Here is a 6287-nt window from a genome sequence, read left to right as displayed (position 1 = left end):
TTTTTTTTTGAGCTAAAGCAATCATTTCAGTGCTGCTTTGTCGTTTTTGCTCAGGAAATCTCTGACCAAATCCGATTCGAGGCCTATCTCTTTTGCCTCCATGATAAGTGCGATCCACTCCTGATCCAGTCCCTCACAACCTCTTTCTTTAACTTGCACTTCCTCACCCCTAAAATACGATTTCGTATTCCAGGCAGCCCAGCCGTCATTGCACAACGTTACTGCAGAAGACCTGAAGCTTTGCGTCCCGCCCTTTCAAGCGGTTTGCCTTTTTCTGTTATGTACCTAAGCACAATCCCTCTTCTCTATTTTTAGTAACATGGATACATACTTAAGTAGTAGTTCTAAATCCATTATAGATAGTTCTTTTGGGGGAGGTTGTTAGATTTTGTCTTTTAAAAACCATAAAATCCCAATAAATTCATACAAAAATCTACAGTTAATATTCAGATAATTCAGCATATTTTGGATTTTTTTCTCTTGTTTTCTTATCATGTTAAAAAAGCTGAAGAAAAATTGTCGAAAGAATGTTTTTAAGAGAATGAACCATTCAATATTTAGGGGAAATTTGGCCGTGCTTTTCAAAAAGTGTTGTACGAAAATTGTGAATATTCTTTGAATTTTCTTCTTCCGTTGAATATAATATAAACAACATGAAAATGCAGAAAACTTCATATTGGTAGTTGGGAGGGATTGAATTGATCTTTATCCATATTTTAAATTACACAATCCCGATTGCGTTTATGATTTTCTTTGGCTTTTTACTAGATCGGATGTGCAGGCCCGCCCCCGCCCTACAGGAATCTGAAACTCCCGCGGAGGACCAGGCTGATAAACAGCCAATGAAAATTCAAACAGGGATATAGGATTGATTTGGGACCCGCCGCGCTGGCAGGTCCCTTTCACTTTATGTTAATTTCCTTAGCACTTTTTCTCCATAGTTTTTAAATACGGATGAGTTTGTTTTAGCCCCTCGTTTAGCCATCAAGCTATTGTACCTAAGGAGCTTCTGGTTGAGCTTTTTTTGCATGGAGGCGCGCTCGCTATCATCGGTACATTGGGCAATCATGCTTTCAAGCGAGACCATTTCCTGGCGCAGGGTTTTTGCTTCTTCCGTATATCCACCATTCTTCAGGATCCGGTATGCCATCCGCAATTCATCCGGAATACCCGCCAGATCGTCCGGCGGCAGCGGTTTGCCGAATCCGGGCAAATTTTCGAATTCACCATCATCATAAGCCTTTTTAATCCGGTCTTCCGATATGATTTGAAAATAATCCACCCTGTTTCCTCCTCAAATGGGAATGTGTATGGATGCGCCTGATGTTCTTATAAGTATACCATTTTTCCACTATCATCATCGAATAAACCCTTTGTCGAAGCGGTGTTTCTTTTTCATAAACCAGCAAGAGCAGGGAAAACTAACCTCGTGAAACCAGCTGAATGTGAAAGGAGTGCCAATATGGGCCGCGGCAAACAATTTGAGCACAAAAAGAAAGGGCATCCTGGCGAGTTCCCTCAGGATAGCCTTACCGAAAAGCATGTAAAGGAAGCAATTGGCGATGAGGAGTTCCTGGTCGTCAGAGAAGCGTTTAAAAACCGCGTCGAGCAAGGGGACGGGAACAGGTTCCATTAGCAAGCCCATTGTTCGTTTTCAGGCTATATATAAAAAACGGTTCCTACGCAGTTGGCGGAACCGTTTTTTTATTAATTTGGCATTTTTACACTTGTTCTTCTTTCGGGAGCAGGGCCTCGGCAAACTCCGCTTGCTTCAGCCAGACAGCGGCCGCTTCGATGTCTTTTGAAAAAACACGGTCATGGGTGATGCTCGGGATGATTTCCCTTGCTTCTTCATACATATGGCGTGTCGCAGTGGCTAATTTTTCCGGACCCCGGAATTCAGCGGCTTGCAGGCCACAGATTAGTTCAATTGCTAAAACCCTTCTTGCGTTTTGGACGATTTGCCAGGCGTGGCGGGCGGCGATTGTCCCCATTGAAACATGGTCTTCCTGGTTTGCGGATGATGGAATCGAATCGACGCTAGCCGGATGGGCCAGTGTTTTATTTTCCGAAACGAGCGAGGCCGCAGCGTATTGCATAATCATCGCGCCTGACTGAAGGCCGGGTTCCGGGCTAAGGAACGGCGGCAGGTCGTTCAGCTGCGGATTGACGAGTCGTTCAATGCGGCGCTCCGAAATATTGGCCAGCTCGGCAACGGCGATTTTCATGAAATCCATAGCGAGCGCAATCGGCTGTCCATGGAAATTTCCGCCCGAGACGATCATTTCGCCATCATGGAAAATGAGCGGATTGTCAGTCGCCGCGTTCAATTCGATTTCTAGTTTCTCACGAACATAGTCAAGCGCCTGCCAGGATGCGCCGTGAACCTGTGGAATGCAGCGGAGGCTATAGGCGTCCTGGACGCGCAGTTCTCCCTGTTTCGTCGTAAGCTGGCTGTCATTCAGATACGTGCGGATTCTTGCGGCTGTTTCAATTTGATGCTCATATCCCCTCGCCTGATGGATTTCGTCCGCGAATGCGTCCATGATTCCAGTCAGCCCTTCAATTGTCAGGCTGGCAATCAGTTCGCTTTGGAAGGCTAGCTGCTCGGCTTCAAGATAGCCGACCGCTCCCATCGCTGTCATCGCCTGCGTTCCATTAATAAGGGCAAGCCCCTCTTTCGCCTCAAGCGTAATTGGCACAATCCCTTCTTGCTGAAGCGCCGATGCCGCATTCATGCGGATTCCTTTATAAAAAACTTCCCCTTCACCAATCAGGACAAGCGCCAGGTGGGACAACGGGGCTAGGTCGCCGCTCGCGCCAAGCGAACCCTGCTGGGGAATAACGGGAATAATGTCGGTATTTACGAGATCGATAAGCCTTTCAATCACGACTGGACGCACTCCGGAAAAACCTTTCAGCAATGCATTCGCCCTTAGCAGAACCATCGCTTTTGAAACAACCTCAGGGAACGGTTCCCCAACGCCGCACGCATGCGAACGAATGAGGTTTAGCTGCAGGTCCCGGACATTGGCCTGGTCAATCAGCACATCGCTGAACTTGCCAAACCCTGTATTGATTCCATAGACGACCTTCTTTTCGGCGACAATCCGGTCGACTGCCTGCCTGCTTTTCTCCGCCTTCTCCATGCTATCCTTTGATGCTGCCACATAGGCCCCGTTATAAAGGACTTTCTTTACTTCCGCGAGCGTCAATGTGTTTCCTGTTAATGTAATCATCATTCTCACCTCTACCAATTTAGCAGGATAAAGAAAAAGGCTGGACGTCCAAACCTGTTAAGATTTGGGGTCCAGCCTTTTGTATATGCCTGCGAAATGTTTTATTTTCATCGGAATCATCCTTGTTTTTCAGAAAATAACGATAATTACCTTTATTGTATGCGTGCTGAGCTTCCATGTCAATCCAAAGTTTCCATCTCGCTTTCGATTACTCCTCATGATTTTTTGGGTCATCTATTAACTTTTAAGGATAATGATTCGTTTTTTGGTAAGTCAGAGGATCTTTCTTCACCCCGTTCATCTAGTTTTCAAAAATCCCGCATTTTCCGGTATACTTGTAAAAGGCCAGCCGGTCAGCCGGAATTGCCAGCCTGAATGAAAGGATTGAATACTGTGAAATCATTGGTACTTGCCGAGAAGCCAAGCGTGGGGCGCGAAATTGCCCGGGTGCTTGGATGCAGGCATTCATCTAAAAGCTATATGGAAGGCGATAAATACATTGTGACATGGGCGCTTGGCCACCTGGTGGAATTGAAGATGCCCGAACATTACGATACAAAATTCAAGAACTGGAACCTCGAGGACCTGCCGATCATCCCTGATAAAATGGGCATCAAGGTCATGAAGCAAACAAGCCACCAGTTCAGGGCAATTGAGAACCTTGCCAAGCGGAAAGATGTCGGAGAAGTTATCATCGCGACAGACGCCGGGCGTGAAGGAGAGCTGGTCGCACGCTGGATACTTGAAAAAATCCATTGGAAAAAGCCCGTTAAGCGGCTGTGGATTTCATCCCAAACCGACAAGGCGATCAAGGATGGTTTCCGGCAGCTGAAACCTGGTTCCCAGTTCGAAAGCCTTTATGAATCAGCTGTCTGCCGCGCTGAAGCGGACTGGCTGATCGGTTTGAATGTAACCCGGGCCCTGACAACGAAATACCAGGATCCCCTTTCCGCTGGCCGCGTCCAGACGCCGACATTGGCGATGGTACTTGAACGCGAGGATCAGATTCAGAAGTTCCAGCCTAAGGAGTACTGGACGATTTCCCTTGATTCGGGGCCGCTCTCGCTTGAATGGGAAAAGAACGGCGAGAAGCGCATTTTTGATAAGCAGAGAGCAGAAGAGATAGCCAGTAAAGCAAGAAATGCCAAAGCTGAAGTGGTGAAGATTGAAAGGAAAACAAAATCCGAGCCGCAGCCGCTCCCGTATGATTTGACCGAGTTGCAGCGGGACGCTAACAAGCGTTTTGGCTTTTCCGCTAAAAAGACGCTGAACACGATGCAGCGCCTGTACGAGCAATACAAATTGGTTACGTATCCAAGGACCGATTCCCGCTACTTGACTACCGACATGGAAGCAACGATGGCTGACCGCCTTGGCGGAGTCGCTGGCGCTTACAAGGAAGAGGCTCGGCCTGTACTGGGAAAAAGCCAAGTCCTCGCCAAGCGGGTCTTCAACAATGCGAAGGTGACCGACCACCATGCGATTATCCCGACCGAGGAGCGGCCGAACCTGTCCGAGCTCGATTCGGATGAGCGGAAAATTTACGACCTTATCGTCCGCCGATTTCTCACGCTCTTCTACCCGGCGTACGAGTACGAAACCATCTCGTTTGAAGTGGCGGCCGCGGGAGAAACGTTCACGACTAGAGAGACAGTAACGATTGAGGCGGGCTTCAAAAGGGTTCTTGGCAAGGAAGAGACTGTACCGCTAAAGCCGGCCGTCGCCGCGTTAAAAGTGGGCCAGGCGCTGGCAGTTTCCTCCGCGAACATAAACCAGAAATGGACCGAGCCGCCGTCCCGATATTCCGAGTCCGATATCCTTGGACAGATGGAAAAATTCGGCCTGGGCACGCCGGCAACCCGCGCCGAAATCATTGAGCGGCTCGTCGAAACGGAAGTCGTAGAGAGGCAGAACGGCCGCTTCCACCCTACCCGAAAAGGCAAGCAGCTGATCGAACTTGTCAATGATGATCTGAAATCGCCAGAGCTGACCGCAAAATGGGAAGATGAGCTTGAGAAAATCGCGAAAGGCAAAGGGGATGCGAAAGCGTTCGGCAAGAGAATCCGCGAACAAACAAAACTGCTCGTTTCCGAGATCAAAACAAGCGACAAATCGTACCGACCGCCAAACCTGACGGGTTCGAAATGCCCGGAATGCGGCTCATTCCTGAAGGAACGGAATACCAAGGAAGGCAAAGTCCTCGTATGCTCCAGCCTCGACTGCTCCTACCGTAAGCGGAAGGATCCAAAGCTGTCGAACCGCCGCTGCCCACAATGCCATAAGAAAATGGAGATGCATAATGGCAAAGCGGGCATGTACTTCCAATGTCGAACCTGCAATGTCGTAGAAAAAGCCGAGGAAAGAAAAAAAGCAGTCAACAAACGCGAGGAGAAAAAGCTTGTTCAGAAATACACAGCTAAGGAAGATTTCGGAACAAGCCTCGGTGACCTGCTTAAAAAGGCTTTGGAGAAAGAAGATTAATTATATGAAGACCGTTTTGACCGGGTTTCTCATTTGAAACGTCCTTCACATTCAACTAATTCCCAGAGGAAAACCGTTTCAATGTGAAACGGTCTTCAGGGCCTTTATGAATGTCCTGTTACTGAATAGACCATCAAAAAGAAGGGCCTGGCACGCATAAGCGCATCAGGCCCTCCTTGGGAGGCTTGTCCCTATTTTAAAAACAGCGCAGCCAAAACCGCGCCGATTCCCAAGGCCCATAGTAAAATGATAAAGGCCGCCCCCAACTTGCTGACCGGCCTTTTTGCGCTTTCCGCCTTTATAGCTGCTTCCCGCCTGAGTTCCTCAGGTATCAATTTTAAGGCTACCCAGATTCCCAGGGGGAGCAGGATGACGTCGTCGAGGTATCCTAGGATTGGGATGAAGTCGGGAATCAGGTCGATCGGACTTAGCGCATATGCGGCAACCATGGCCGCCACTAGCTTCGCATGCCACGGCATCCTGGGGTCCCGTACCGCGAAATAAAGAATCATTATTTGCTTTTTTAGATGTCTTGCCCATTGCTTCAGTTTTTGCATATATTCATTC

General features: G+C 48.3%; 7 protein-coding genes and 1 riboswitch. Of the genes, 3 read left to right on the top strand and 4 right to left on the bottom strand.

Features of this window, described 5'->3' with window-relative positions; all coding sequences use genetic code 11:
* Positions 1-21: 21 nt before the first annotated feature.
* Positions 22-159, bottom strand: a complete 138-nt coding sequence (locus DRW41_RS12290) for an anti-repressor SinI family protein (protein WP_115452311.1) — start codon at positions 157-159, stop codon at positions 22-24.
* Between the two features lie 30 nt (positions 160-189).
* Positions 190-279: riboswitch (cyclic di-GMP riboswitch) on the bottom strand.
* Positions 280-698: 419 nt separating this feature from the next.
* Between DRW41_RS12290 and DRW41_RS22995 the strand changes: the two genes are divergently transcribed.
* Positions 699-866 carry a hypothetical protein gene (locus DRW41_RS22995; RefSeq protein WP_181884528.1) on the top strand — a complete coding sequence of 56 codons (168 nt, stop codon included), beginning with the start codon at positions 699-701 and terminating at the stop codon, positions 864-866.
* A gap of 41 nt (positions 867-907) precedes the next feature.
* Here DRW41_RS22995 and DRW41_RS12280 read toward each other — a convergent pair whose 3' ends face one another.
* Positions 908-1282: a DnaJ family domain-containing protein gene (locus tag DRW41_RS12280; protein ID WP_115452294.1), complete on the bottom strand. Its 375-nt coding sequence runs from the start codon at positions 1280-1282 to the stop codon at positions 908-910.
* 180 nt (positions 1283-1462) lie between these two features.
* On the opposite strand from DRW41_RS12280, the gene DRW41_RS22990 reads away from it, so the two are divergent.
* On the top strand, positions 1463-1636 hold the full coding sequence (locus DRW41_RS22990) for a hypothetical protein (RefSeq protein WP_181884527.1): 174 nt from the start codon (positions 1463-1465) through the stop codon (positions 1634-1636).
* A gap of 85 nt (positions 1637-1721) precedes the next feature.
* Here the strand turns inward: DRW41_RS22990 and hutH are convergent, their stop codons facing one another.
* Positions 1722-3239 carry a histidine ammonia-lyase gene (gene hutH / locus DRW41_RS12275; RefSeq protein WP_115452293.1) on the bottom strand — a complete coding sequence of 506 codons (1518 nt, stop codon included), beginning with the start codon at positions 3237-3239 and terminating at the stop codon, positions 1722-1724.
* A gap of 393 nt (positions 3240-3632) precedes the next feature.
* Between hutH and DRW41_RS12270 the strand changes: the two genes are divergently transcribed.
* Complete coding sequence (locus tag DRW41_RS12270) at positions 3633-5720, top strand: DNA topoisomerase III (RefSeq protein ID WP_115452292.1); 2088 nt, start codon at positions 3633-3635, stop codon at positions 5718-5720.
* A 191-nt stretch (positions 5721-5911) separates the two neighbouring features.
* On the opposite strand, the gene DRW41_RS12265 is transcribed toward DRW41_RS12270, so the two are convergent.
* Positions 5912-6277 carry a YkvA family protein gene (locus DRW41_RS12265; protein WP_115452291.1) on the bottom strand — a complete coding sequence of 122 codons (366 nt, stop codon included), beginning with the start codon at positions 6275-6277 and terminating at the stop codon, positions 5912-5914.
* Between the last annotated feature and the right edge of the window lie 10 nt (positions 6278-6287).

The organism is Neobacillus piezotolerans, assembly GCF_003362805.1.
Taxonomy (GTDB): domain Bacteria; phylum Bacillota; class Bacilli; order Bacillales; family Cytobacillaceae; genus Bacillus_D; species Bacillus_D piezotolerans.
Note: the sequence above shows the minus strand (reverse complement) of the source record. Positions and strands in the feature narration are given on the sequence as shown.

Bases quoted from the DNA above. Each gene is read 5' to 3' on its own strand.
- DRW41_RS22990 (WP_181884527.1), top strand. From the start codon at position 1,463: ATGGGCCGCGGCAAACAATTTGAGCACAAAAAGAAAGGGCATCCTGGC.
- hutH (WP_115452293.1), bottom strand. From the start codon at position 3,239: ATGATTACATTAACAGGAAACACATTGACGCTCGCGGAAGTAAAGAAA.
- DRW41_RS12265 (WP_115452291.1), bottom strand. From the start codon at position 6,277: ATGCAAAAACTGAAGCAATGGGCAAGACATCTAAAAAAGCAAATAATG.